We start from the raw sequence: 24,016 nt of genomic DNA, 5'->3' as shown, positions 1-24,016 counted from the left end.
ATGTTCGAGCGATTCACCGCCGACGCGCGGGCCACGGTGGTCAGCGCGCAGGAAGCGGCGCGCGAGGCCGGGGCCGGGGAGGTCGGGGCCGAGCACCTGCTGATCGCCCTGCGGGACAGCGCCGGAGGCCCGGCCAGGGAACTGCTCGACGCGCGATTGCCCGACCAGGCCGGGTTGATCGCGCAGTTCGAGGAGATCCGGCGGCGCGGCGGACTCAGCGACGCCGACACCGAGGCACTGGAACAGCTGGGCATCGACGTGTTCAAGATCATCGACGCGGTCGAGCGGTCGCACGGGGAGTTCGCGCTGGCGGGCCGCGGTTCGCGCCGTCGCGGGCGGTTCGGGCACGTGCCGTTCAGCAAGTCCGCCAAGTCCGCGCTGGAGCGCAGCCTGCGCGAGGCGCTGGAGATCGGCGACCGGTACATCGGCGTCGAGCACCTGCTGCTCGCGCTCACCGTGGAGCCGGGACCCGCCGCCGACCAGCTCGTCGCGTACGGCGTCGACCACGCGACGGTCCGGATGGCGCTCTCACGCCGTCGTACCGCGTGAGTCCTTTGAGCGCGGCCGCCAGGCCACGTACCCGAGCATCCACTGGGTGAGCGGGCCGATCGACACCGCGTAGAGCACGGTGCCGAGGCCGACGGTGCCGCCGAGCAGCCAGCCACCGGCCAGCACGGTCACCTCGATCAGCGTCCGCACCACGCGGACCGACCAGCCGGTACGGGCGGCCAGTCCGGTCATCAGCCCGTCCCGGGGGCCGGGGCCGAGGCGGGCGCCGACGTAGGTGGCGGTGGCCAGCGCGTTCAGCACCACGCCACCGACCAGCAGCACCACCTGCCAGAACAGGATGTGCTGCTCGGGCAGCACCAGCCGGACCAGGTCCACGGTGACCGAGATGATCAGCACGTTGAGCACGGTGCCGATGCCGGGCCGCTGGCGCAGCGGGATCCACAGCAGCAGCACGAGCAGTGAGGCGAGCGCGGTGACCATCCCGAAGGACAGGCCGATCTGCTTCATCACGCCCTCGTGCAGCACGTTCCACGGGTCCAGGCCGAGCCCGGCTCGAGTCAGCATCGCCATGCTCGCGCCGTAGAGCGCGAGCCCGCCGATCAGCTGCGGGAAGCGGCGCGCGGGGTCGACGTTCGCCTTGACGGGGTGTAGTTCGAGCTGGGCCACATGTCCCACTATCGGAAAGAGTGGCTCGATTTACCATGACCAATTCGCAATAATTGGTCTTATGAACGAGGTGGTCCCACCAGGTGGACGTGTATCCGGCTCCCGACTGGCCGCCATGCTGGGGGTCTGGCGGAAAAGTGGCTCGCGGCAGGGTGCGGCCGATCTCGCCGCCGCGATCGAACTGCAGGTCCACGACGGTCAGCTCCCGCTCGGCACCCGGCTGCCCGCCGAGCGGGAGCTGGCCGACGCGCTCGGCGCCAGCCGCACCATGGTCGGGGCCGCTCTGGACCGGCTGCGGGCGAACGGTGTCGTAGCCAGCCGCCGCGGCTCCGGCTCGTGGATCACCTCGCCGCGCCAGCCCGGGCTCGAGGCGGAACCGCTGGGGCGCGGGCTGATCGACTTCGTCCGGGCCGCTCCACCCGCGGTCGCCGGGCTCATGCCCGCCGTGGACGCCGCGCGCCAGCTGCTCGCCGTGGAACTGCCCGAACACGGCTACTTCGACCAGGGCCTGCCCCTGCTGCGCGAACGCATCGCGGCGCGGTTCACCGCCCGCGGCCTGCCGACCACCCCGGCCGAGGTGATGATCACCAATGGCGCGCACCACGCGTTCGTACTGGCCCTGCGCATGCTCGCCGGGCCGGGTGACCGGGTGCTGGTCGAGCAGCCGACCTACCCGAACGCGCTGGAGGCGATCCGCGGGGTGCACGCCACCGCGGTGCCGGTCGCGCTCGGCGACCACGGCTGGGACCTCGACGGCATCGAGGCGGTCCTGCGCCAGGCCTCACCCCGGCTGGCGTACCTCATCGTCGACTTCCAGAACCCGACCGGGCACCGGCTCGACGCGGCCGGGCGCGAGCGGCTCGGCACGCTGCTGACCCGGGCACGCACCCCGGCGGTGATCGACGAAACCCTGGTGGAGCTGGACCTCGAAGGCGATCCGCTCGACGGCCCGCCGCCGCTGGGCCGGTTCGCGCCGGACTGGACGATCACCATCGGCTCGGCGTCCAAATCGCACTGGGGCGGGCTGCGGATCGGCTGGATGCGGGCGCCGGAGGAGCTGCTGGGACGGCTGCGGTCGGCCCGGTACGCCGTCGACCTCGGTTCGCCGGTGCTGGAGCAGCTGGTCTTCGCGGAACTGCTCGCCGACCCGCAGCCGCGGATGGCCGAGCGCCGCGCGGAACTGCGGGACCGGCGGGACGCGCTCGTCGGCGCGCTGCGGTGGTATTGCCCGGACTGGGAGTTCCAAGTGCCGTCCGGCGGGCTTTCCCTGTGGTGCAAGCTGCCCGAGCCGATGAGCACCCGGCTCGCGGTCACCGCGGCGAACCACGGACTCCAGATCGCGCCCGGCTCGCGGTTCGGCGTGCACGGCGGCCTGGAGCGGCGGCTGCGGCTGCCGTACGCGCTGCCCGCCGAGCAGATCCACGACGCCGTGCGCCGGCTGAGCACCGCGGCGGCCGCGGTCCGCGGCTGCGACGGCTCCGGGTTGGACCTGCCGGTCGCCTGAAACACACTGCCGGCCCCAAAGCACTGCTGGCTCTGAAAAGCACTGCTGGCCCCAAAAAGCACAATGCGGCCGGTGCGCTGGATGTGGTCCGTCGCTTCCAGGGAGGTGAAACGGCGATGGAATCCAGCGCACCGGCCGCACGGCCGCTGCGGCTTCCCGGCACAGCCCCTCGACGTGCCGGGAAGCGCGCGGCCCTCAGGCGCGTACCGGGTGATCGCCGCTGCTCGGCGCGGTGAGCAGCGACATCCGGTACGTGCCTTGTGCGGGCCCCGGCGTCACAGGGGCAGTGCGACGCCGGGACCAGGTCCCGAAACGGCCGGGCGCGGTCGGCCGAACGGGAAGAAATGGATGCATGGGACTACCCCGGTCAAAGACACCGAATGGCGGTGTCGAACGGACTCCGGATGGCGGAACGCGGGAGAAGTTGATCTTGAACTGAACGCAGTTCTCCCCGCGGGACCGGCTCGGGTCAGTCGGGGGAGGTGGTCGGCAGGGCGGCTTCCCTGCCCGCACCGTCGGCCGCGTGATCGCGGCTGGTGCCGACCAGCCGGAGCTGGGTCGTGCTGTCCGAAGACGGCAGCACGCCGAGGTGGTTCCGGCCACCGTTGTTGTCCTGACCCGGGTGGGCGGACGCGGAATGCCCCGCGGGGGGCGCGCAAGGGGTCGACGGCGGAGTGCTGCCGCCGGGTGAACCGCCGCCACCGCCGGAACCGGCGCGGACCTTCGGCCCCGGGTCATCCGGAGCGGGCGCCGCCGGGGCGGGGGCGGAATGGTGCTTGGTGGTCGCGGTGACCGTGGTGAGCTGGTGGACCGGCGTGATCCGGGCGGGCTCGGGCTCCTCGACCGCGGTCGCCGTCGTGCCGGTGCTCCCGGCCTCCGGCGTGACCACGGCGACCGTGCTGGTGGTGCCGCGCGCGTCCGCGGTGGCGGGCGCGGGCCAGGGGTCGAAGCCGCCGTCCAGCTCGGGCAGCGGCACCGCGATCTCCGGGCGGGGGCAGTGGTCGACCGGCGCCAGGATGGGCGCGAGGACCGGCCGCAGCACCGCGTCGCCGACCGAGCCGACCGTGCTGGTGACCGCGTTGAGCACGCCGCCGACGGTGTTGACCAGGCCGCCGAGCAGGCCGCCGCTGGGCTTGGCCGGGAGCTTGGGCGCGTCCTCTTCGGCGGCGGCCGATGTGGTGGCGAGCAGCGTGCTGACCACCTCGGCGGGTTTCACCTTGGGCTTGGGCGTCTTCGCCTGCGTGGACCCGGTGGCCTCGGACTCGGTGGCCTCCGGCTCGTCCTGGTGCTTGGCGGTGGTGACCGGGGCTTCGGCGGGCTCGGCGGAGGACATGGTGACCGCCGTGGATTCCGCGGCCGTGGTGCTCGTCTGACCGGTGCCGCTGGAGGTCTCGGTGTCGTCGGCCCAGGCGGCCGAGCTGAAGGCGAAGGTGAGCGCGGCGCCGGCGACGGTGAGGCCCGTGGTGACCAGCAACCGGCGCGCGGCAGCACGGAGGCCGGAGCGCAGCTCCGGTTCCCTCGTGCTGTGCACCGCCATCACCACCGTCCTGGACCGGGTACCCGGAAGATCGTCGGTTCGCTGGGGACGGGGGAAGCGATCGCTGCGACGGACCCCCGGGTTCGCCTTCTTTCTAGCATTCGAGTGGAGTGTTTCACTTCGATCGCGTTCGATCCACCCCGGAAGGCGGAACAGAGCCCTCGCGCCCGGTGGCTCTCCGCTCAGTGTTGATCACGCAGAGTTGCCTATCTGTGATCGCCCGATAGCGCTGAGGATAACTACTCAACCCGCACCCCGGAGGGTGTTCCGCGGATCCCCGCCGCCCGGCGTGTCGTCCCAGTCGCCGGCGGTCTTCGCCAGGCGGAAGGGGAGCACGGTGTCCGAAGTGGACTTGAGGCGGCTGGTGCCACGGGCGCTGACCGGCGAACGCGGGGCGCTGGACCTGCTCGCGCGGGCCTGCGTGCGGCTGGCGCTGCGGGTCGCGCGCGCCCACCGGCTCGGTGACGCCGACGCGTGGGACGTCGGCCAGGACACCTGGATCGCGCTGGCCGCCCGCATCGGCACGCTCCGGGAACCGGCGCGGCTGCCCGGCTGGCTGGTCACCACCGCCCGCCGCCGCGCGCTGCGGGTGCTCGCCGGACGCCGTCGTGAAGTGCTTTGCGCACGCGACCTGCCCGACCGCGCCGACGAGGCACCGACCCCGGAGGCCGTGGCGCTGAACACCGAGCGCAGGCGCACTTTCTGGCGCCTGGCCGGGGCGCTGCCGCAGCGGCACCGGCTGCTGCTGTGCCTGCTCGCCGACCATCCCGAGCTGACCCACACCCAGCTCGCGGCCGAACTCGGCATCGCCGTCGGCAGCGTCGGCCCGCTGCGACGGCGGTGCTTCGACCGGATGCGCCGGTTGCTGGTGGCAGAAGGGTTATGTGGATAACTTGTGCAGTCGCTGGATCGCCTCGTCGAGGACCTCGTCCCGCTTACAGAAAGCGAACCTCAGCACGTGCTGCCACTCGTCCGGGTGGTCTGTGAAGACCTTGACCGGAACGGCGGCCACGCCGACCCGTTCCGGCAGCTGCCAGGCCAGCTCGGCGGCGTCGGTGAAGCCGAGCGGGCGGACGTCGGCGCAGATGAAGTAGGTGCCCGCGCTCGGCCGCACGGCGAACCCGGCCTCGGCGAGTCCGGCGGCCAGCCGGTCGCGCTTGCCCGCCAGCGAGGTGCGCAGCCGCTCGACCCAGTCCAGCTCGTGCTCCAGCGCGTAGGCCACAGCGGGCTGCAGCGGCCCGCCGGAGACGAAGGTCATGAACTGCTTGGCCGCCTTCACCGCGGCGACCAGCTCCGGTGTCGAGCAGACCCAGCCGATCTTCCAGCCGGTGCAGTTGAACGTCTTCCCGGCGCTGGAGATGCCGATCGTGCGCTCGCGCATGCCGGGGAACGTGGCCAGCGGCAGGTGCTCGGCGTCGTCGAAGACCAGGTGCTCGTAGACCTCGTCGGTGATGACCAGCAGGTCGTGCTCCACGCAGAGCCCGGCGAGCGCGGTCAGCTCGGCGCGGGTGAACACGGTGCCGGTCGGGTTGTGCGGGGAGTTGACCAGGATCGCGCGGGTCTTCGGGGTGATCGCGGCGCGCACGGCGTCGGTGTCCAGCGCGAACCGGCCGTCCCGCTCGACCAGCGACACCACGCGGCGGGTCGCCCCGGCCAGCGCGACGGAGGCGGCGTAGGAGTCGTAGTACGGCTCGATCACGATCACCTCGTCGCCGGGCTCGGTGAGCGCGAGCAGGCTGGCGGCGATGGCCTCGGTGGCGCCCGCCGTGACGAGGATCTCGCCGTCGGGGTCGTACTCGAGGCCGTAGCGGGCGCGGTGGGCGCTGATCGCCCGGCGCAGCTCCGGTCGTCCCGGGCCCGGCGGGTACTGGTTCGCGCCGCCGAACAGGGCGTCCTTGGCCGCGTCGAGCATGGCGGCGGGGCCGTCGGTGTCGGGGAAACCCTGGCCGAGGTTGACCGCGCCGGTGGACACCGCCAGTGCGGTCATCTCGGCGAAGATGGTCGAAGTGAACGGCTGCAGGCGTGGGACTAGAGCTGGTTCGCGCACGAGGGTGAATCTTCACGGAGAATGGCGGTGTGGAGCAACTGACGACACCCGCCGACCCACCGGGCGGACTGGCCGGCGAGGAGGCCAAGCGCGCCGGGCTGCGGAAGATGAAGCTGGTCGCGCTGTCCTTCCTGCTCGGCGCGTTCGTGATCTTCCTGCTGACCAGCTGGGCGCAGTCGCAGGGCTGGCCGGCCTGGGTGGGCTACGTCCGCGCGGCCGCCGAGGCGGGCATGGTCGGTGCGCTGGCGGACTGGTTCGCGGTCACCGCGCTGTTCCGCCACCCGCTGGGGATCAAGATCCCGCACACCGCGATCATCCCGAACAAGAAGGACGCGCTGGGCAAGAGCCTCGGTGAGTTCGTCGGCAGCAACTTCCTGTCCGAGGCGGTGATCCGGGACAAGCTCCGCCGCGTCGGCATCGCCGCGCGGCTCGGCGGCTGGCTGGCGCAGCCGGAGAACGCCGAGCGTGTGACGTCCGAAGTGGCGACCGTGCTGCGTGGCGCGGTGACGGTGCTGCGGGACGACGACGTGCAGGCGGTGGTCGAGCAGGCCGTCGCGCGACGCCTGCTGGACCGGCCGTGGGGGCCGCCGCTGGGCAGGCTGCTGGCGTCGGTGTTCGCGGACGGGGCGCACCACAAGCTGGTCGACCTGCTGTGCGACCGCGGGTACGAATGGGTGCGGGACAACCACACCTCGATGCTGCGGGTGGTCTCGGACCGGGCGCCGAGCTGGTCGCCGAAGTTCGTCGACGAGATGCTGGCGGACAAGGTCTACGGCGAAGTGCTGTCGTTCGCGTGGGCCATCAAGACCGACGTGAACCACCCGATGCGCCTGGCGCTCGACAAGTTCCTGGTGGAGTTCGCGCAGGACCTGCAGACCGACCCGAAGACGATGGAGCGGGCGGAGCAGGTCAAGCAGCAGGTGATCGAGCACCAGGAGGTGCAGAAGCTCATCGGCTCGGCGTGGGCGACCGCGAAGGGCATGCTGCTGACCGCCGCCGAGGACCCGTCGAGCGAGCTGCGCAAGCGCGTGCGCGACGGCCTCCTGACCCTGGGCGACAAGCTCGTCTCGGACGATGCCCTGCGTACGAAGGTCGACGGCTGGGTCGAAGGGGCCGCGGCCTACGTGGTGCTGAACTACTCGAACGAGATCACCACGATCATCACGGACACCGTGGAGCGGTGGGATGCCGCTGAGACGGCGCAGAAGATCGAGCTGCAGGTGGGGCGGGACCTCCAGTTCATCCGCATCAACGGCACCGTCGTCGGCGCCCTGGCCGGCCTGCTCATCTACACCCTGGCCCAAGTCCTCTTCTAACCCCTACATGTCACCAATGTGGCCTTCGAGCCCTCCCACCCCCCAAAAGCCACATCCATGACACCCCACGCCCCACCAGCCGACCCCCACACTCAGGCAGTCGAACCCCACGCCCCCGCTGCCGAACCCCACACTCAGGCAGCCGAACCCCACACTCAGGCAGCCGAGTCCCACACTCAGGCAGCCGAGTCCCACGCTCCCGCAGCCGAACCACACGTTCAGACCCCCGAACCCACTCGGGCACCTGAGTCCCACGCTCCAGTACCCGAGATCCACATTCAGGCAGCCGAAGCCGACGTTCAGGTAGGCGAACCCCGCACTCCGGTAGCCGAGTTCCACGTTCAGGCAGCCGGAGCCGACGTTCAGGTAGGCGAGCCCTACGTTCGGGCAGCCGTGTCCCACATTCAGGCAGCTGAGTCCCACGTTCAGGCAGTCGAACTCCACGTTCCGGTAGCCGAGTTCTGCATTCGGGCTGGCGAGTGTCGCCAGCGTGAACGTGAGGCTTGCCCGCTCCGGAGCGGGACTGGATCGCCGCGAGTGTGGGATTCGGCCGCCGGAGTGTGGAGTTCGGCTGCTGGAGTGGGGAACTCGGGCGCCTGAACGTGAGGTTCGGCTGCGCCAACGTGGAACTCAGTTGTCTGGGTATGGGACTCGGGTACCTGAAAGTCGGATTCAGCTGTCCGAACGCGGGACTCGGCTTCCTGAACGTGGAACTCGGCTACTGGAGCGTGGGACTCGGGCGCCTGCACGTGGAGTTCGGCTGCTCGAGTGTGAGGTTCTGGCCCAGGAGTGTGGGGTTCGGGTGCGCCAACGTGGAACTCGGGTGCCTGAGTGTGGGGTTCGGGTGCGCCAACGTGGGGCTGGGGTGCCTGAACGTGGGGTTTGGGTGTGTGAGTGTGGAGGTTGAGCGCGTGGGGGAGTTATCCACAGGGTGGGGAGTTATCCCCCGGGTTGTCCACAGGTGTGGGGGGTGTGGTAGGGCGGGGGGTGGTGCGTTGCCGCCACGCTCGGGCCTTTTCCCGGTTGCCGCACGAGCTCATCGAGCACCACGAGCGCGAGCGGTTCCGCGAGCGGTCGTAGAAGGCCCACAGGCAGTCGTCCGCGGGGCAGATTTTGATCCGGCCGAAGTCCCCCAGCAGGGAGAGGCGGGCGGCGGCCGCCAGGATCGCGCCGACGGCGGTGTCCGCGACGAGGGCCGGACCTTCGACGGTCACCTCGATTCGCACGGGCTCCGACAGCGGAGCCGGCGAAGCCGCCGGGTCACCGACCAGCGAGCGCAGCGACGAGCGGGCCGTGCGCGCCTCCCCGACCGTGCCCGGCCGCAGCGAGCGCGCCGAAGCCCAGTCGCGCCAGGAATCGGCGGTCTCCAGCTCGTCGGTGCCGTCGTCGACGTCCAGGGTGTTCAGGAAGTCGAGCACCAGCGTGACGTCGGCTTCCAGGGCGCTGCGCACGCCGCCCAGTGTAGGTTGTGACCCGTCCCACTAACCGTCATAATCGCTACGACGGTTACCCCAACAGGGAGGATCAACGATGGCCACCGCGGTACCCGCATTCGGCTCCGTCGTGCTCGACTGCGCCGACGCGCCCGAGCTGGCGGCGTTCTACGCCCGGCTGCTCGACTGGCCCGACCCCGAGGGCGACGAAGACTGGATGACCCTGCGCAACCCCGACGGCGGCCCCAAGATCGAGTTCCAGAGCGTCGCCGAGTTCCGCGCGCCCGAATGGCCGTCGGCGAAGAAGCCGCAGCAGTTCCACCTCGACCTGACCGTCACCGACATGGACGCCGCCCACGAGCGCGCGGTCCGCATCGGCGCCCGCCTGCTCGACGACACCCGCTACCACGACGGCAGCGGCTTCCGCGTCTTCGCCGACCCGGCCGGCCACCCCTTCTGCCTCTGCGCGTGCTGAAGCTCACCCATGCGAGCCCGGTTATGCGTAGGGTGGGCCACGTGATTTGTCCGAAGTGCCAGAACCAGATGAGGACGCTGAACAAGAACGGCGTCCACCTCGAACAGTGCGACGGCTGCCGCGGCATTTTTCTCGACCGCGGTGAGCTCGAGCAGATCGTCGCGGCCGAGGGTTCCTACTACGGTGGCGCTCCGGCGCCCTACCCGGGTGGGCACGCGCCGCGTCACGGCGACTCGCCGAAGCCGTTCCGGGGCGGGCACGGGGATTCCCCCAAGCCGTTCCGCGGCGGTCACGGTGACTCGCCGCGGCCATACGGCGGCCACGGCGGTGGTCGCGGTTACTCGGACTCGCCCCGCGCCCACCGCGGCGGGCACGGCTACGGCGACTCGCCGCGTGCCTACGGCGGACACGGTCATCGCCGCAAGGGCTTCCTCGAGAACCTCTTCGACTGAGTAGTGCTCGACCTGAAAATCTGCCCGGGGTGCGGTGACCGGGGCGACCACCCGGTCACCGGCACCACCCGGCTCCGATGCGACCGCTGCGGCCATCGCTGGACCTTCCGGCGGTTGCCGCTGTTCGCGCTCACCGGTCCCAGCGGGGCAGGCAAATCCACAGTGGGCCCCCGCCTGGCCGCCCGGCTCTCCGGCAAGGTCGTCGCGCTGGAGCAGGACGTGCTCTGGACCGGCGTCCTCCGGGAGAACTCGCCGGACGGCTACGGCCACGGCGCCTTCCGCGCCACCTGGCTGCGGATGGCCGCGATGATCCACCAGAGCGCCCGCCCGGTGGTGCTCTGCGGCACGGTCGCGCCGCCCGAGTTCGAGCCGCTGCCCGAGCGCGCCTACTTCGACGGCATCCACTACCTCGCGTTCGTCGCCGAGCCCGAAGCGCTGGCCGAACGGCTGCGTGCCCGGCCCGCCTGGCGCGAGTGGGATGAGCCGCGGATCGCGGAAATGCTGGAGTTCAACGAGTGGCTCCGCGAGTCGGCGGCCACGCTGGACCCGCCGGTGGAGCTGTTCGACACCACCAACGCGACCATCGACGAGGCCGTCGACCACGCCTGCGCCTGGGTGGAGAAGCGTTTACCCGCCTAGGCGCTGTCCGGTGAGTCAAGGTCGCGCTCTCCGCGCCCAGGCGGTCCCTGGCGGCACGGGCGAGTTCGGCCGAGTACGGCCAGTACGAGGCCGAATCGCCCGCACCGCCAGGAACCACCTGGATCACGAAGCCCATCGACCAGACTCACCGGACAGCACCTAACCGCCAGCGGTGCGGGCTGCCCGGTTCGTCCAGCCAGAACTCCTGCCGGTCGCCGTCGACGGTCAGGCCGAACCGCGAACGGCCGGGTTTGCCGAGCTTGCGCCAGCGGACGCGCGCCTGCTCGGCGAGGTCCCAGAGGAACCGCGGTCCGCCCTGCGCCACCTGGTACCGCCCGTTCCGTTCCGCGTGCCGCACCCAGGAACCGTCGGGGTGCAGCAGGTAGACCACGCCGTCGTCGTCCGGGTACGCGGGCAGCACGCCTTCCAGTTCCAGGCTGGCGAAGAACTCCAGCGGACTCGACGGGCTCAGCACCGCGGAGGCGGGCAGCGAGGTCCGGCGCGAGTGCCCGGGTTCGGTGTCGCGCACCTCGGCCAGCAGATCACCGGGGTCGGCGTGCCGGTGGGCCCGCAACGGCATGAACCGCCCGTCCTGCGACAGCACGCGCCCGTGCGCGACCGCGCCCTCCTCGGCGACCAGGCGCACCAGGCCCGCGCCGATCGGCCGGTTGAGCGTGGTGACGATCAGCCCGCCCGGCCGCGTCTGCTCGACCCAGGCCGGTGGGATGCCGGACACCGCGCAGGTGCACAGCACGCGGTCGAAGGGCGCGCTGCCGGGGAGGCCGCGGGCGCCGTCGCCGGTGACGCTCTCCGGTTCGTACCCCGCCTCGGCGAGCGCGGCGCCCGCCGTGCGCACCAGCGCCCCATCGATGTCCACAGTGGACACGTTCGGGGCCCCGACGCGGTGGCACAGCAGGGCGGTGTTGTACCCGGTGCCGGTGCCGATCTCCAGCACCCGCGCGCCGTCCCCGGTCCGCAGCGCCTCCAGCATGATCGCCATGATGGTGGGCATGCTGGAGGAACAGGTCGGCGTCCCGGTCACCACCTCCCCCGCGCGGGCCCGGTCCCACGCCGACTCGTCCCCGTCGAGCTGGGTGACCAGCACCTGGTCGGTGTAGACCTGGTCGAGCCAGCCGTCGTCGCCGCGGGCCACCGCGCGCCAGCCGCCGCCGACCGGCACGAAGAACCGCGACAGGAAGGTTTCGCGCGGCACGGCTTCGAACGCGGCCAGCCAGGCGGCTTCGGTCAGCACGCCGGACCGCCGCAGCCGGGCGGTCAGCGCTCGGCGCCGGTCCAGTGCCATTGGTCCAGGTTAACGCGGTGAGGTACACCTCACCCGATGGTTGCAAGCAGAGTGCTTGCAAGAGCTAGCACTGCCGCGTACCGTCGGTGGTGTCGAGAGGAGAGGTTCCGCGGATGACCGATCAAGGCGAGCACAGCAAGCCGATGGACAAGGTCGCCGACATCGCCTCCGACATCGGTGAGTACATCCGCCAGCAGCGCAACAGCGCGAAGATCTCGTTGCGCCAGCTGTCGAAGCTCGCCGGCGTGTCCAACCCGTACTTGAGCCAGATCGAGCGCGGGGTGCGCAAGCCGAGCGCGGAGATCCTGCAGCAGATCGCCAAGGGCCTGCGCATCTCCGCCGAGGCGCTGTACGTGCAGGCCGGGATCCTCGACCTGCCGAAGGGCGGGCCGGTCGGCGACGCGATTCGCGCCGACCCCGAGCTCACCGAACGGCAGAAGCAAGTCCTGCTCGACGTGTACGAGTCGTTCCGCCGTGAGAACCACGTGGCGGAGGCGACCGCGAAGCCACCAGCCGAGCGCCCGGTGGGCGCCACTGGCGAAGACAGCCACAAGGAGTGAGAACCGGATGAGCACCCCCACCAACCAGCGCACCGACGAAGCCCGCAAGAACCTCAACGCCGCACTGGAGCAGGTGCGCACCCCGCTGCTCGCGGCGCTGGGCGCGGGCAACCTGGCCGCCGAGGCCGTGGCCGACGCGGTGAACAAGGCCAAGGCCCGGGTGACCGAGGGCAGCGAGACCGCGCGCAAGAACATCGAGGAGCTGCCCTCCGACGTGGAGACCCTCCGCGAGCGGCTGGACCCCACCGAGCTGCGCAAGGTGATCGACGAGTACACCGACGCCGCGCTGAAGCTGTACCACCGCCTCGCCGAGTCCGGTGAGCAGGCGTGGGACCGCTTCGCCACGCAGCCGCAGGTCAAGAAGGCCATCGACCAGCTGGAAGAGGCCGTGCACACCGCGCAGGAGCGGGTCGAGGGCGTCTCCGTCGAGACCCGCGAGCGCGTCGAGGACGTGCTGGGCAAGGTCACCCGCAAGACCCGTTCCGTGGGTGAGAAGACCGCGCGCCGCGTGGAGCGGGTCGCCGACGAGGCCGCCGAGAACGTCGAGGAGTTCGGCGACGACGTGGCGCACGAGGTCCGCAGCGCGAGCCGCAAGGCCGCCAACCGGACCGCGCCGAAGCCGGCCACCGCCACCACCACCCGCAAGACCACCCCGGCCGGCACCGCGAAGAAGACCACCACCACCACCAACACCAGCACCCCGAAGACCGACAAGTAGGTCCCGGCTGCGCGCAGGCCCCGGCACCCCCTCTGGAGTGCCGGGGCCTGAGCCGTTCGCCCGGTTTGCCGTACCCTGGCACCGTGCCGTTAATCGCATTGTGGATCGTCGACATCATCCACTGGGTCGGGGTGGTGGCCGGCGCGTTCGCCTTCCTGCACTCGCTGACCCAGCGGGCGGACGCCTACACCGCGGCGGACCGCAAGACCAAGCCGATCTGGATGGCCATCACCGGCGGCAGCACGGCGGCGATGGCGTTGTTCGGGTTCTACGGTCCCGGCATGATCTTCTGGCTGGCCGGACTGGTCGCCTCCCTGGTCTACATCGTGGACGTCCGGCCGAAGCTCATCGAGGTCCAGCGCGGCGGCCACAACTGGTGACTAGGGCCGGCCCCTCGCCCACCACCCTCAACGGACGCGGTCCGCGCGGCTAGCCTGGGCCGGGTGAACACCACCTGGACCATCGCCGGTTCCCTGTCCGTCGAACCGGCCGCACAGCGCCCCGATCTGCTCGCCGAGCCCGTGGCCAAGGCACTGGCCGCGCTGGACGCCGAGGCCGGCGTCGCCGCCATCGATCCCGAGCTCGCCGACACCGCCGCCTTCTGCGAGGCCTACGGCTCCCCGCTCACCGCGTCCGCCAACTGCGTGGTCGTCTCCGGCAAGCGCGCCGGCGAGGTCCGCTACGCCGCCGCGATGGTGCTCGCCACCACCCGCGCGGATGTGAACAACGTCCTCAAACGCCGTCTTGACGTGCGCAAGGCCAGTTTCGCGCCGATGTCCGAGGCGGTCGAGCTGACCGGCATGGAGTACGGCGGCATCACCCCGGTCGGCCTGCCCGGCGGCTGGCCGATCCTGGTGGACCTGGCCGTGGCCGACGCCCCCGAGCTGGTGATCGGCAGCGGGATCCGCGGCAGCAAGCTGCTCGTCTCCGGCGCCTTCCTCGCGTCCCTGCCCGGCGCCGAGGTCATCGAGGGCTTGGGCAAGCCGGTCGCCTTGTGACCTCGGTCTGGCCGCAGCTCAACGCCGGGATCCTGACCGAGGCTGAGATCGGCGAGGTGGTCGCGGGCAAACGACCCGGCCGTGAGAACGACGACGAGCGCATCCTGTTCTGGCACCGTGGACTGTCCACAACGGACCTCTCGGTGGCGAACATGATCCTGCGCCGTGCCGAGGCCGCCGACGTCGGCACCATGTTGCCGTACCGATGATCTCGGCACCGGAGGAGCTCGACGCCGCGGCGATTCTCGCGGTGGCGGAAGGGAAGCGGGTCGAACTGGCGCCCGAGCTGCTGGCGTCGGTGGCGGCGAACCGGGTGCTGGTGCTCGACGCGCTGACCGCCGCCGCGCGTCCGGTCTACGGCGTGAACACCGGCATGGGCCGCATGGTGGACGTGGTGCTCTCGGCCGAGGAACAGGCCACGCACCAGAGTCGCCTGCTGATCGGCCGGGCGGTCGGCGGGCCGCCGTGGTTGCCGGAACGGGACGTCCGCGCGGTGTTCGCGGTGCGGTTGCGCGGAATGCTGCTGCCGTCCACGGGTGCCAGCGCCGAAGCGGTGTCGTTCCTGGTGGACCGCCTCGGGGACGGGTTCGTCCCGGCGGTCCCCCGTGAGGGAATCGGTTGTGCGGGCGAAATCATCCCGTTGAGCCACGCGTTCCAGACGTTCCTCGGCATCGGCCGGATGCTCGACGGGCAGTCCGCCGCGGAGGCGCTCGAAGTTCGGGGCGCCGAGCCGTACGTGCCAGGGCCGAAGGAAGGGCTGACCTTCATCCAGGGCGCGCCGATCGCCACCGCCCACGCGATTCTCCGTGGTGCGGAAGCGAATCAGGTGGTCGACCTGGTCGCGGCGGCGCAGTTCCCGGGACGGCCGGGGGCCGTGCAGCCGCCGGTTTCCGTGCGGGTGGGTGCGCGGGCGACAGCGCATGCCCGCCGTGTGCTGGCCGAGTTGGCCGACGAGGTCGAGCGTGCTTTCGCCGTCACCGACTCGCCCGCCTTCCTGGACGGCGAGTTCTTCTCCACCGATGCCTTCCACGCGGCCGATCTCGGGCTCCGGATGGACGCGGTGAGCGCGGCTCTCGCGCACCTCGGCGAGATCAGCGTCCAGCGGCTGCACCGGCTGCTCGACGAACGGTTCAGCGGGCTCAATCCGCAGCTGGCCGTGGTCCCCGGACCGCAGACCGGGCTCACTCCGCTGCACAAGCGAGCCGTCGGCGAGTTGCACGCTCTGCGACGGCTCGCCACCCCCGCCACCCTCGGCTCGATCGACACCTCCAATGGTCAGGAGGACGTGCAAGCGTTTGCGTGTGCGGCCGGAGAGCAGTTGCGGGAGGCGGTGGAGCGACTGCTGACGATCACCGTCTGTGAACACATCGGCCTGGCGCAGGCGGCCTTCCTGCGCGGTGAACCGACCGCGCTGATCGAGCCGTTGACCGAGGACCGGCCGCTCGGACCGGAGATCGAGCGGCTGGTCAGGAGATGGTCACCTTGGCGCGACTGGGCAGATCGTTCTTTCGCGTGATCCGCAGTCCGCGCGGCACGGTGAACCGGGTGAGCAGCGAGAACGCGCCTTCGCAGACCAGCGCGAGCACGATCACCGCGACGCCGCCGCCGAGGATTTCGCCGTAACCACCGGCGCCCTGGGCGAACCCGTCGACGATGTAGCGCCCGAGGCCGCCGCCGTCGTTCACGATCGCGCCGATCGCCACGGTGGCCACCAGCTGCAGGAACGCCACGCGGGCGCCGGCCAGCACCACCGGCAGCGACAGCGGCAGTTCGATCCGCAGCATGATCTGGCCTTCGGTGTACCCGGTGCCGCGGGCGGCGTCCACCGGCGCCTGGTCGAGGCTGGTGACCCCGGCGTAGGTGTTGGTGAACAACGGGGGCAGCGCGAGCGCGACCAGTGCGATCAGCAGCGGCCAGAAGGTGGTGTCGACCTCCCACCGGCTGGCCAGGAACCAGAACAGGATGATCAGCCCGAAGCTCGGGATCGCGCGGCCGATGTTCACCGCGCTGGAGGCCAGGAACGCGGCCCTGCGGTAGTGCGCGAGCCACAGCGCGAGCGGGATGGTCAGCAGCGCGGCGATGACCAGCGACAGCAGGGAAAAGCTCAGGTGCTCGACCGTGCGGTACGGGATGCCCGACGGATCGGTGAAGCTCCAGCGGCCCGGCTCCCCGAGCCAGGCGGCGAGCTGGTCGAAGACGTTCATCCGCGGGCCTTCCGCGTCCAGGGCGCGAGCGCGCGTTCGCTCAGCCACAGCAGCAGGTCGACCAATACGGCGAGCAGGATGGACAGGCCGATGCCGACGATGATCGCGGTCGGGTTCGGTGTGGTGGTCTGGATGCCCTGGCGGATGAAGAAGCCGAGGCCGCCCATGCCGAGCATGGAGGTCACGGTGACCAGGCCGATCGTGGTCACCGCGGCCACCCGCAGCCCGGCGATGACCACCGGCAGCGCGAGCGGCAGCTCCACCCGGAACAGCAGGTTCACCCTGGTGAAGCCGAGGCCGATGGCGGCCTCGCGGACCTCGGCAGGCACCTGCTGCACGCCGGTGACGATGTTGCGGACCAGGATGAGCAGGGTGTAGGTGGCCAGCGGGATGACCGCGGTGGTGAACGACAGCCCGGTGAACGGGACCAGCAGGGCGAAGGCGCCGAGGCTGGGGATCACGTACAGCGCGCCGGCCGCGCTCAGCGCCACCGGGTAGAACCAGCGCCAGCGCAGGGAGAGCACGGCCAGCCCGATCGAGAGCACCAGCCCGATGCCGAGCGCGGTGGCGGTCAGCGAGACGTGCTCGGTGAAGCGGGTGACGATGTTGTCCGCGTTGCGCTCCACCCAGCGCCATTCGAACAGCGGCCGGTCGCTCTGAGCTGCGAAGAGTGTTCGCACCGCGTGAGCCTACCCCGGATGGAGGCAGTGTTCCCGCGAGTTGGGAATCGGTCCCGGTCGCGTCTCGGCATGTGGATGAATGTCGTAGCGGACGGTTAGCGTTGCCTCTCCCGGATGAAAAGGAACTTCCCATGCGCAGGACTTTCCGGCTGGCCGCCGTGCTGGCCGCCGCGACACTCGGCCTGGCTGCCTGTGGCGGCGGGGACGACGGTGCCGCGCCCGCCGAGGGCAAGGGCGGCGCGCCGATCGTGCTCGCTTCCTTCAACTTCACCGACAGCGTGATCCTCGCCGAGCTGTACGGCGCCGCGCTGGAGGCGAAGGGCTATCCGGTGGAGCGCAAGCTGAACATCGGCTCGCGCGAGCTGATCTACCCGTCGTTGCAGAAGGGCGAGCTGCAGTTCATCCCCGAGTACCAGGGCGCGGCGATCGTCAACGGGTTCAACGAGACCGCCCCGAAGGACGCCGCCTCCGAGCACGCCAAGCTGACCGAGCTGTTCGCGAAGTCGAACATCGGGCTGCTGAACTACGCGCCAGCCGAGAACAAGAACACCTACCTGGTGAAGGCCGAGCTGGCGCAGTCGCAGGGCCTGGTGAAGATCGGTGACCTGAAGAAGGTGCCGAACGTGGTGGTGGCCGGTGGGCCGGAGTGCGAGAAGCGGCCGACCTGCTTCGCCGGGATCCGCGACACCTACGGCGTCAACGCCACCTTCCAGGCGGTGCAGGAGGCCGGGCCGCGGGTGGAGCAGCTGCGTTCCGGCGCGGTCACGGTGATCCCGGTCGACTCGGTGAACCCACTGGTGGGTGACCCGGCGTTCAAGGCGCTGGAGGACGACCTGGCGATCGTGCCGACCGAGAACGTGGTGCCCGCGGTGGCGAAGAAGGTGCTCGACGAGCGCGGCCCCGACTTCGCGGCGACGGTGAACGCGGTCAGCGCGAAGCTGACCACCGAGGAACTGCGCGGTCTGAACAAGCTGGTCGACTCCGATGGCGAGCTGCCCGCTGATGTCGCGAAGGAGTGGCTGACCAACCAAGGGCTGATCTGAGCGAGCAGAATGTCTGTGAGGTCGCGCCGGTGACTGGACGCCGGGCGCGCCGGGCCGCTCAACGGGGCGGTGTGCCCGGCGTCCGGTCACCGGCTCAAGAGCGACCTCGCCGCCCCGCCGGAGGTGGGGCCGAAGACAAGGAGTGCGTATGGGAAAGGTCACCGCCACCGCGGAGCGCAGGATCGACGCGCCGGTGGAGAAGGTGCGCGAGCTGGTCGCCGACTACACCGCGCGGCCGAAGATCCTCACCGAGCAGTACCGCGACTACGAAGTGGTCGAGGGCGGCAACGGCTCGGGCACGGTCGCCAAGTGGAAGCTCCAGGCGACCTCGAAGCGCGTGCGCGACGTCGCGGCCACCGTTTCCGAGCCGGAGCCCGGCACCCTGGTCGAGACCGACGCCAACTCCACGATGGTGACCACCTGGACCGTGCGCGAGCTCGGCGGGGCCAGCATGGTGCGCATCGAGACCAGCTGGAACGGCGCCGGCGGCATCGGCGGGTTCTTCGAGAAGACCTTCGCGCCGGGCGGGCTCAAGCGCATCTACGCCGGTGTGCTGCAGAACATCGAAAAAGAGGTCTGAGCGGTGAGTGAAGCTACCGAGGTCCGGCTCGCCAAGCGGCCGCACGGCCTGCCTGCGCACGCGGACTTTTCCATTGTGGACATCGATGTCCCGTCGCCCGCGCCGGGACAACTGCTGGTGCGCAACGAGTTCATCAGCGTGGACCCGTACATGCGTGGCCGGATGTCGGAGGCCAAGTCGTACGCGGAGCCGTACGAACTGGGCAAGGCGATGTACGGCGGTGCGGCCGGCGAGGTGGTCGAGTCCACTGTGGACGGGTTCGCCCCCGGTGACAAGGTGGTGCACCAGCTCGGCTGGCGCACCCACGCGGTGGTCGACGCCAAGCACGTGGCGAAGGTCGACGCGGAACTGGCGCCGCTGAGCAGCTATCTCGGCGTGCTCGGCATGACCGGGCTCACCGCCTGGGTCGGGCTGCACGAGATCGCGCACTTCACGCCCGACGACACGGTTTTCGTCTCGGGCGCGGCCGGTGCGGTCGGCACGGTCGCCGGTCAGCTGGCGAAGCTCAAGGGCGCGAAGCGGGTGATCGGCAGCGCGGGCTCGGCGGAGAAGGTCCGGTTCCTGACCGAGGACCTCGGCTTCGACGCCGCGTTCAACTACAAGGACGGGCCGGTCGCCGCGCAGCTGGCCGAAGCCGCGCCCGACGGGATCGACGTGTACTTCGACAACGTCGGCGGGGAACACCTGGAAGCGGCGATCGAATCGGCGAACGTGCACGCGCGGTTCGCGGTGTGCGGGATGATCTCCACCTACAACGACACCCAGGCCGTGCCGGGACCGCGGAACCTGATGAAGATCGTCGGTAAGCGGCTGCACATCCAGGGTTTCCTGGTCTCCGACCACGGCGCCAAGCAGCCGGAGTTCGTCGCGGAGGTGGCTCCGCTGGTCACCGGCGGGCAGCTGAAGTACTCCGAAACCGTGGTCGACGGCATCCGCAACGCGCCGCAGGCGTTCATCGACCTGCTGGGCGGCGCCAACACCGGGAAGATGCTGGTCCGTGTCTGAGCTGATCGTGTACGGGGCGGGCTGGTGCCCCGATGTCCGCCGGAGCCGCGCCCTGCTCGACCGCGAGGGCGTCGAATACCGCTATGTCGACGTGGAAGCCGATGCGGAGGCGGAGGCTCGCGTCCGCTCGCTGCAGGATGGCGCCCGCCGCATCCCGACCATCGTCTTCGACGACGGTACCTTCCTGGTCGAACCCTCCGACGACGCCCTCTCCACCCACCTGGCGAGATGACGCCCATGCCGTGAATGTGGCTTTCACGGCACATTCCGCCGTGAAAGCCACATTCACGGCATTCGCCGGTCAGAAGACGACGGTGCGGGTGCCGTGCACCAGTACGCGGTTCTCCAGGTGCCACCGCAGGCCCTTCGCCAGGGTGAACTTCTCGATGTCCCGCCCCTTGCGCACCATGTCGACGACCGAATCGCCGTGGCTGACGCGGATGACGTCCTGCTCGATGATGGGCCCGGCGTCGAGGTTCGCGGTCACGTAGTGGCAGGTCGCCCCCACCAGTTTCACGCCCCGCGCGTGCGCCTGGTGGTACGGCCGCGCGCCGATGAACGAGGGCAGGAAGCTGTGGTGGATGTTCAGCGCCCGCCCCGCCCACGCCTCGCACAGGTCCGCGGGCAGGATCTGCATGAACCGCGCCAGCACGATCGCGTGCGGGTCGTGGGCATCGACCAGCGAGCGCACCCGCTCGAACGCCTCGACCTTGCCGTCGGCCGGGAAGGGCACGTGGTGGAACGGGATGCCGTGCGCGCGGGTGATGTCGCCGAGCGAGTCGTGGTTGCCGATCACCGCGCTGACGTCGACGTCCAGCTCACCGGAGGCGACCCGCCCGAGCAGGTCGTACAGGCAGTGCCCCTCCTTCGAGACCAGGATCACCACGCGGCGCCGCTCGGCGGTGTCGGCCACCGTCCAGTCCGTTTCGCTGCCCAGCGAGCGCGCCACCCCGGCGAACCGCGCGCGCAGCTCGTCGACGTCGAACGGCAGCGAGTCGGCGCGCACCTCCTGCCTGGTGAAGAACCAGCCGGTCTCCGGATCGGTGTGGTAGGCGGCTTCGACGATCCAGCCGCCCGCTTCGGCGAGGAAGGAGGCGATGCGCGCGACGATCCCGGTCCGGTCGGGACAGCCGAAGGTGATCACGTATCTGCGTTCTGACGGTGGCACGGTTGTCCATCCTTCCCCGTGCGCCCCGGAACGGCGCGCCGGGCCACCTCCAGGAGGACGACCACCGCCAGCCCGGCGCCGAACGCCAGCACCAGGCCCTTCACCGGCTCACCGCTGAACTGCGCGCCCCCGAACAGGCCGAGGACCACGCTGTAGACCGCCCAGATCGACGCGCCGAGCGCGTCCAGCAGGACGAACCGCCGCAGCGGGTACCGCGTGGTCCCGGTGGCCAGGCCCGCCGCGACCCGCCCGCCCGGCAGGTATCGCGCGCCGATGATCAGCAGCGCGCCGCGCTCGGTCACCTTCCGCTGCGCCCACGCGTACCGCCGGGCGCCCTTCTCCCCGCGTTGCAGCCGCGCCACCACGGCCGGGCCCGCTGTGCGCCCGATGCCGTGGCTGAGCAGGTCGCCGCCGAAGGCACCAGCCGCCGCGATCAGGGCTAGCAGTGCTAGCGCGCCGAAGTCCACACCGACTAGCACTGCTAGGCCCACCACCGCGGTTTCGCTCGGCATGAACGGCAGCAGTGCGTCCAAGGCGGACACCGCGAAGACCAGCAGCCACAACCACGGCGAACCGAGTGCGGCCTGCAGGAATTCGAGCACCTGCTCATCGTCGGCAACCGCGGTGACGCCCCGGGATGATCGGGGTGAATATTCAGCGTGGGGCGACGCTCGAATAGGGCACGGTCACCTCGCCGAGCCGCCAGCGCGCCCGCCGGTCGAGCACCGGCCAGCCCCGCGCGGCCAGCAGGCGCACCGCTTCGGCCCACCGCGCCCGCGGCCCGAACGCCTGGTGCCCGGCCGCGGTGTCCCAGCAGGCGTCGAACAACGACAGGAACTCGTGCACCGGTTCACCGGGCACGTTGCGGTGGATCAGCGACTTCGGCAGCCGTTCGGCGATGCCCGACGGCCGGTCCAGGCTCGCCGCGCGGCAGGACAACGTCAGCGTCCGGGGTCCCGAATCCGACACCGTGATCCACGCGCACCGGCGGCCGATCTCGTCGCAGGTGCCCTCCACCAGCAGGCCGCCGGGCGCGAGCCCGTCGAGGATGGTCTTCCACGCCCCTTCGACCTCGTGCTCGGCGTACTGCCGCAGCACGTTGAACGCCCGCACCAGCACCGGCCGCGCGCCCGCCAGTTCGAACCCGCCGCGCCGGAAGTCCAGCCACGGCGGATCGGCGGCCGGCGCGGCTGCGGCGACGCGCTCGGGGTCCAGTTCGAGACCCAGTACGCGCACACGCGGGGAGATCGTCCGCAGCCGCTGGGCCAGTTCCACCGTGGTCACCGGTGACGCGCCGTAACCGAGATCGACGACCAGCGGCTCGGCCGCCCGCAGCACAGCGGCGATCGCCGGGGTGCCGGTCAGCCAGCGATCGATGCGGCGGAGCCGGTTCGGGTTCGTGGTTCCTCGGGTGGGTGCGCCTACTGTGACGCCGGGGGCCAGCCCCCGAGACCCCCGCCAAGGGGGCTCTGCCCCCCTGGACCCCCCAGGGATTACCCGTCGGCGAGCCACTTAGCGGTGAACTCCGCTTCACGCACGAGCAGCTTGGTCACCTGCTCGGCGATCACCTGTTCCAGCTTGGCGCCGACCAGCGGGATGCGGACGCGCACCTCGCCACTGGTGATCAACGTCGCACCGGTGCCGTTCGGCACCAGCTCGGTGCGCGCGGTGATCTCCCCCGGCACGCCCTGGACGGTGGCCTTCGCGGTGCCGGTGTAGCGGTCGCCGGTGTGCTCCCACACCTGCTCGCGGTGCACGATCAGGTCGCCCTTGTGGATCGTGCGGACCGCCTGCGGCAGCTGGTCCGCCCCGATGCCCTGGACGAGTTTGTACGCCGCCCGGTGCTCGTCGGCGGTGTGCTCAGGCAGCCCGGCGTGCTTGCCGCCCAGCAGGTCGAGGCGGGCGCGCAGGACCTCTTCGGCCGACTGCGCGTCGTAGACCTCGTCCACGCTCTGCGCGAACTCCGCGCGGTGCTCGATACGGGATGCCATGAGCGGGACAGTACCGTTCGGGGGCGTGAGCACTCTCGAAACTCCCACCCAAGCCGGTCTGAGCGAGCACACCACGCTGCGCCTCGGTGGCCCGGCGCGCCGGTTCGCCGAAGCCTCGACCAGCGACGAACTGGTCGAAGCGGTGCGGGTCGCGGACGCCGCTGGCGAGCGGCTGCTGCTGCTCGGGGGTGGCTCCAACCTGGTCGTCGCCGACGAGGGCTTCGACGGCGGGGTGCTCAAGATCACCACCAAGGGCCGCACGCTCCGGCAGGACGGACCGGTGGTGCGCGTCACCGCCGAAGCGGGCGAGAACTGGGACGAGTTCGTCGAGTGGACCGTGCGCAACGGCCTCGGCGGGTTGGAGTGCCTGTCCGGCATCCCCGGACTCGTCGGCGCCACGCCGATCCAGAACGTCGGCGCCTACGGCTTCGAGATCGGCGACCTGCTGCGCTCGGTCCGCCTGCTGGACCGCCGCACCCGCGACGTGCGGACCCTGGTCAAGGAGCAGCTGCGCCTGGGCTACCGCACCAGCGTGCTCAAGGGCACCGACCACGGCGTGGTGCTCTCGATCGACGTCGACCTGCACGGCGACGGCCTGTCCAGCCCCATCCGGTACGCGGAACTGGCCAGGAAGCTCGGCGTGGACATCGGCGCGCGGGTGCCGGCTGGCACCGTGCGCGAGGCGGTGCTCGAACTCCGCCGCGGGAAGGGCATGGTGCTCGATCCGGACGATCACGACACCTGGAGCGCGGGTTCCTTCTTCACCAACCCGATCCTGCCCGAGGCGAACGTCCCGGCGGTGCTGGAGCGGATCGCCGGCGTGGTCGGCGCGGACGTGCAGGTGCCGCAGTACCCGGCCGACAACGGGGTGAAGCTGTCCGCCGCGTGGTTGATCGAACGGGCCGGGTTCGGCAAGGGGCATCCCGGTGCCGGTGGCCGGGTTTCCTTGTCCACCAAGCACACCCTCGCGCTGACCAACCGCGGCTCGGCCACCACGGCGGAACTGCTGGCGCTGGCGCGCGAGGTGCGCGACGGGGTTGAGAAGCGCTTCGGGGTGGAACTCCACCCAGAACCCCTGCTGATCAATTGCCGGTTGTGAGCTGGGCCGCAAGCAACCGCGACCGGTCCGGCGGCGTCTAGGGGACGAGTGGGTTCTCCGGGAGCAGGGGCCGGAGGACCGGGGACAT

The 24,016-nt window shown here is 70.9% G+C and carries 29 protein-coding genes; 18 read left to right on the top strand and 11 right to left on the bottom strand.

Annotated features, from left to right (window positions below; genetic code table 11):
- Complete coding sequence (locus L3Q67_RS08665) at nt 1-549, top strand: Clp protease N-terminal domain-containing protein (RefSeq protein ID WP_499189025.1); 549 nt, start codon at nt 1-3, stop codon at nt 547-549.
- Here the strand turns inward: L3Q67_RS08665 and yczE are convergent.
- Complete coding sequence (yczE, locus tag L3Q67_RS08660) at nt 529-1,176, bottom strand: YczE/YyaS/YitT family protein (protein ID WP_499189024.1); 648 nt, start codon at nt 1,174-1,176, stop codon at nt 529-531. The two genes, L3Q67_RS08665 and yczE, sit on opposite strands and share 21 nt — an antisense overlap.
- 61 nt (nt 1,177-1,237) lie before the next feature.
- Between yczE and yczR the strand changes: the two genes are divergently transcribed.
- Nucleotides 1,238-2,680: an aminotransferase-like domain-containing protein gene (gene yczR, locus L3Q67_RS08655; RefSeq protein WP_499189023.1), complete on the top strand. Its 1,443-nt coding sequence runs from the start codon at nt 1,238-1,240 to the stop codon at nt 2,678-2,680.
- Nucleotides 2,681-3,149: 469 nt separating this feature from the next.
- Here the strand turns inward: yczR and L3Q67_RS08650 are convergent, their stop codons facing one another.
- Nucleotides 3,150-4,211, bottom strand: a complete 1,062-nt coding sequence (locus L3Q67_RS08650; protein WP_499189022.1) for a hypothetical protein — start codon at nt 4,209-4,211, stop codon at nt 3,150-3,152.
- Nucleotides 4,212-4,554: 343 nt separating this feature from the next.
- Between L3Q67_RS08650 and L3Q67_RS08645 the strand changes: the two genes are divergently transcribed.
- Nucleotides 4,555-5,109 carry an RNA polymerase sigma factor gene (locus L3Q67_RS08645; RefSeq protein WP_499189021.1) on the top strand — a complete coding sequence of 185 codons (555 nt, stop codon included), beginning with the start codon at nt 4,555-4,557 and terminating at the stop codon, nt 5,107-5,109.
- On the opposite strand, the gene L3Q67_RS08640 is transcribed toward L3Q67_RS08645, so the two are convergent.
- Nucleotides 5,098-6,264, bottom strand: a complete 1,167-nt coding sequence (locus L3Q67_RS08640) for a pyridoxal phosphate-dependent aminotransferase (RefSeq protein WP_499189020.1) — start codon at nt 6,262-6,264, stop codon at nt 5,098-5,100. The genes L3Q67_RS08645 and L3Q67_RS08640 overlap by 12 nt on opposite strands.
- A gap of 29 nt (nt 6,265-6,293) precedes the next feature.
- Here L3Q67_RS08640 and L3Q67_RS08635 point away from each other — a divergent pair, with 29 nt between their 5' ends.
- Nucleotides 6,294-7,580: a DUF445 domain-containing protein gene (locus L3Q67_RS08635; RefSeq protein WP_499189019.1), complete on the top strand. Its 1,287-nt coding sequence runs from the start codon at nt 6,294-6,296 to the stop codon at nt 7,578-7,580.
- A gap of 920 nt (nt 7,581-8,500) precedes the next feature.
- Here the strand turns inward: L3Q67_RS08635 and L3Q67_RS08630 are convergent.
- Nucleotides 8,501-9,019, bottom strand: a complete 519-nt coding sequence (locus tag L3Q67_RS08630; RefSeq protein ID WP_499191466.1) for a CGNR zinc finger domain-containing protein — start codon at nt 9,017-9,019, stop codon at nt 8,501-8,503.
- Nucleotides 9,020-9,110: 91 nt separating this feature from the next.
- Here L3Q67_RS08630 and L3Q67_RS08625 point away from each other — a divergent pair, with 91 nt between their 5' ends.
- From L3Q67_RS08625 to L3Q67_RS08615, 3 genes are all read left to right on the top strand, one after another.
- Nucleotides 9,111-9,488: a VOC family protein gene (locus tag L3Q67_RS08625; protein WP_499189018.1), complete on the top strand. Its 378-nt coding sequence runs from the start codon at nt 9,111-9,113 to the stop codon at nt 9,486-9,488.
- Between the two features lie 68 nt (nt 9,489-9,556).
- Nucleotides 9,557-9,940, top strand: a complete 384-nt coding sequence (locus tag L3Q67_RS08620; protein WP_499189017.1) for a TFIIB-type zinc ribbon-containing protein — start codon at nt 9,557-9,559, stop codon at nt 9,938-9,940.
- A 3-nt stretch (nt 9,941-9,943) separates the two neighbouring features.
- Entirely contained in the window at nt 9,944-10,579 is a 636-nt protein-coding gene (locus L3Q67_RS08615) for an AAA family ATPase (protein WP_499189016.1), read from the top strand.
- 145 nt (nt 10,580-10,724) lie between these two features.
- On the opposite strand, the gene L3Q67_RS08610 is transcribed toward L3Q67_RS08615, so the two are convergent.
- Nucleotides 10,725-11,882 carry a methyltransferase domain-containing protein gene (locus L3Q67_RS08610; RefSeq protein WP_499189015.1) on the bottom strand — a complete coding sequence of 386 codons (1,158 nt, stop codon included), beginning with the start codon at nt 11,880-11,882 and terminating at the stop codon, nt 10,725-10,727.
- A 143-nt stretch (nt 11,883-12,025) separates the two neighbouring features.
- Between L3Q67_RS08610 and L3Q67_RS08605 the strand changes: the two genes are divergently transcribed.
- The 6 genes from L3Q67_RS08605 to L3Q67_RS08580 all read left to right on the top strand — a co-directional run bounded on the left by L3Q67_RS08605 (nt 12,026) and on the right by L3Q67_RS08580 (nt 15,674).
- Nucleotides 12,026-12,442: a helix-turn-helix domain-containing protein gene (locus L3Q67_RS08605; RefSeq protein WP_209670981.1), complete on the top strand. Its 417-nt coding sequence runs from the start codon at nt 12,026-12,028 to the stop codon at nt 12,440-12,442.
- Nucleotides 12,443-12,449: 7 nt separating this feature from the next.
- The gene (locus L3Q67_RS08600) at nt 12,450-13,160 is read left to right on the top strand and encodes a hypothetical protein (protein WP_499189014.1); all 711 of its coding nucleotides are present in this window, start codon (nt 12,450-12,452) and stop codon (nt 13,158-13,160) included.
- A gap of 83 nt (nt 13,161-13,243) precedes the next feature.
- Nucleotides 13,244-13,540, top strand: a complete 297-nt coding sequence (locus L3Q67_RS08595; RefSeq protein WP_499189013.1) for a DUF2516 family protein — start codon at nt 13,244-13,246, stop codon at nt 13,538-13,540.
- 63 nt (nt 13,541-13,603) lie between these two features.
- Entirely contained in the window at nt 13,604-14,158 is a 555-nt protein-coding gene (locus tag L3Q67_RS08590) for a YbaK/EbsC family protein (RefSeq protein WP_499189012.1), read from the top strand.
- Complete coding sequence (locus tag L3Q67_RS08585) at nt 14,155-14,367, top strand: hypothetical protein (protein ID WP_499189011.1); 213 nt, start codon at nt 14,155-14,157, stop codon at nt 14,365-14,367. The genes L3Q67_RS08590 and L3Q67_RS08585 overlap by 4 nt, the downstream gene beginning before the upstream one ends.
- Nucleotides 14,364-15,674 (top strand): lyase family protein, encoded by a 1,311-nt coding sequence (locus tag L3Q67_RS08580; protein WP_499189010.1) that lies wholly within the window; start codon nt 14,364-14,366, stop codon nt 15,672-15,674. The genes L3Q67_RS08585 and L3Q67_RS08580 overlap by 4 nt, the downstream gene beginning before the upstream one ends.
- Here L3Q67_RS08580 and L3Q67_RS08575 read toward each other — a convergent pair.
- Nucleotides 15,625-16,362, bottom strand: coding sequence for an ABC transporter permease (locus tag L3Q67_RS08575; protein WP_499191465.1), 738 nt, complete (start codon nt 16,360-16,362; stop codon nt 15,625-15,627). The genes L3Q67_RS08580 and L3Q67_RS08575 overlap by 50 nt on opposite strands.
- On the bottom strand, nt 16,359-17,042 hold the full coding sequence (locus tag L3Q67_RS08570; RefSeq protein ID WP_499189009.1) for an ABC transporter permease: 684 nt from the start codon (nt 17,040-17,042) through the stop codon (nt 16,359-16,361). The genes L3Q67_RS08575 and L3Q67_RS08570 overlap by 4 nt, the downstream gene beginning before the upstream one ends.
- 131 nt (nt 17,043-17,173) lie before the next feature.
- On the opposite strand from L3Q67_RS08570, the gene L3Q67_RS08565 reads away from it, so the two are divergent.
- The 4 genes from L3Q67_RS08565 (at nt 17,174) to L3Q67_RS08550 (ending at nt 19,902) form a co-directional block, all read left to right on the top strand.
- On the top strand, nt 17,174-18,085 hold the full coding sequence (locus L3Q67_RS08565; protein WP_499189008.1) for an ABC transporter substrate-binding protein: 912 nt from the start codon (nt 17,174-17,176) through the stop codon (nt 18,083-18,085).
- 148 nt (nt 18,086-18,233) lie between these two features.
- Entirely contained in the window at nt 18,234-18,665 is a 432-nt protein-coding gene (locus L3Q67_RS08560; protein ID WP_423577287.1) for an SRPBCC family protein, read from the top strand.
- A 3-nt stretch (nt 18,666-18,668) separates the two neighbouring features.
- Entirely contained in the window at nt 18,669-19,670 is a 1,002-nt protein-coding gene (locus tag L3Q67_RS08555; RefSeq protein ID WP_499189007.1) for an NADP-dependent oxidoreductase, read from the top strand.
- Entirely contained in the window at nt 19,663-19,902 is a 240-nt protein-coding gene (locus tag L3Q67_RS08550; RefSeq protein WP_499189006.1) for a thioredoxin domain-containing protein, read from the top strand. Before L3Q67_RS08555 ends, L3Q67_RS08550 begins: the two co-directional genes overlap by 8 nt.
- A 69-nt stretch (nt 19,903-19,971) precedes the next feature.
- Here L3Q67_RS08550 and purU read toward each other — a convergent pair whose 3' ends face one another.
- Genes purU through L3Q67_RS08530 form a run of 4 tightly spaced genes read right to left on the bottom strand, consistent with a single transcriptional unit; the run spans nt 19,972 to nt 22,829 of the window.
- Entirely contained in the window at nt 19,972-20,838 is an 867-nt protein-coding gene (purU, locus tag L3Q67_RS08545) for a formyltetrahydrofolate deformylase (protein ID WP_499189005.1), read from the bottom strand.
- Nucleotides 20,811-21,440, bottom strand: a complete 630-nt coding sequence (locus L3Q67_RS08540) for a DedA family protein (RefSeq protein ID WP_499189004.1) — start codon at nt 21,438-21,440, stop codon at nt 20,811-20,813. The genes purU and L3Q67_RS08540 overlap by 28 nt, the downstream gene beginning before the upstream one ends.
- Nucleotides 21,441-21,492: 52 nt before the next feature.
- Nucleotides 21,493-22,281 (bottom strand): class I SAM-dependent methyltransferase, encoded by a 789-nt coding sequence (locus L3Q67_RS08535; RefSeq protein ID WP_499191464.1) that lies wholly within the window; start codon nt 22,279-22,281, stop codon nt 21,493-21,495.
- 50 nt (nt 22,282-22,331) lie between these two features.
- Nucleotides 22,332-22,829 (bottom strand): DUF2505 domain-containing protein, encoded by a 498-nt coding sequence (locus L3Q67_RS08530; RefSeq protein WP_499189003.1) that lies wholly within the window; start codon nt 22,827-22,829, stop codon nt 22,332-22,334.
- Nucleotides 22,830-22,854: 25 nt separating this feature from the next.
- On the opposite strand from L3Q67_RS08530, the gene L3Q67_RS08525 reads away from it, so the two are divergent.
- Nucleotides 22,855-23,928, top strand: coding sequence for a UDP-N-acetylmuramate dehydrogenase (locus L3Q67_RS08525; protein WP_499189002.1), 1,074 nt, complete (start codon nt 22,855-22,857; stop codon nt 23,926-23,928).
- Nucleotides 23,929-24,016 lie beyond the last annotated feature (88 nt).

It is taken from the genome of Saccharothrix sp. AJ9571 (assembly GCF_021725495.1).
GTDB classification, from domain to species: domain Bacteria; phylum Actinomycetota; class Actinomycetes; order Mycobacteriales; family Pseudonocardiaceae; genus Amycolatopsis; species Amycolatopsis magusensis.
Note: the sequence above shows the minus strand (reverse complement) of the source record. Positions and strands in the feature narration are given on the sequence as shown.